The organism is Nonomuraea sp. MTCD27 (assembly GCF_041950495.1).
Taxonomy (GTDB): domain Bacteria; phylum Actinomycetota; class Actinomycetes; order Streptosporangiales; family Streptosporangiaceae; genus Nonomuraea.
On the sequence record NZ_JBGNUW010000079.1, the window covers coordinates 1 to 855 of the forward strand.

The window sequence follows — 855 nt, forward strand, 5'->3', positions numbered from 1 at the left end:
TGGCCATCGGCCTGGCACGCCTGCTCGGCTGGACCAACATCGCCGCTGCCACCGACCACTACCGCAGCCACCCAGCCGACGGTCTTCAACTACTCGGTCTCACGACATGAGAACGCTTCAGCCCTGGCGCTGGCGCTCTCCCCGGAGGAGTCGGTCCGGTTCATGGAGCTCATGATCAACGAGAGGTGACGAGGATGGATCGAAGCACCAGACCTCAACTCACCTGGAGCAAGAGTTCGTTCTCTGGCCAGGGTGACAACTGCGTCGAGGTTGCGGATCTTCCGCATGGCGGACGTGCAGTTCGCGACAGCAAGGATCCCGACGGTCCGGTCTTGAAGTTCACGGCATCGGAATGGGAAGCGTTCCGCCGTGGCATGAAGGCCGGAGAATTCGACTAGAAACACCGGGGCCCCCATTCTGTGCGTTTGTCCTCAGAATGGGGGCCTTCGGATGGATCGAAGCAGTTTGATCGTATCTACCCGGAGCGGCTTTTCCTACATTGCCACGTGACGCATCCTGGCCACCCGGTCGGCCGTGCTGGCCGGACAGGGTGGACTCCAGGGTCCGGAGTGGGCCTTACCTGGGGAGATGCCGGACCATTGCCGGACCATATTGCCCAGCAACATACGGCAATGAACGATCAGATTCGGTATCGGTAAACTAGATTTAGCTGCAAGGATGGCACTGGAGGATCTTGCTCGGTAATGCTCGATCATCTCGTTTAGGGGACTGCTAATGCGGTTTGGGTTTACCGCCCATCCGGGGTTCAAATCCCCGATCCTCCGCAGGTAGGAGCCCTGCCCCGTGATCACGGGGCAGGGCTCTCTGATCTTGGTTTACCCGCTGCCGGACCAT

Annotated in this window: 1 protein-coding gene; it reads left to right on the top strand. The window is 60.0% G+C overall.

Features of this window, described 5'->3' with window-relative positions:
• The first annotated feature begins 194 nt into the window (after window positions 1–194).
• On the top strand, window positions 195–398 hold the full coding sequence (locus ACBJ59_RS62800) for a DUF397 domain-containing protein (RefSeq protein ID WP_375119395.1): 204 nt from the start codon (window positions 195–197) through the stop codon (window positions 396–398).
• The last annotated feature ends 457 nt before the right edge of the window (window positions 399–855 follow it).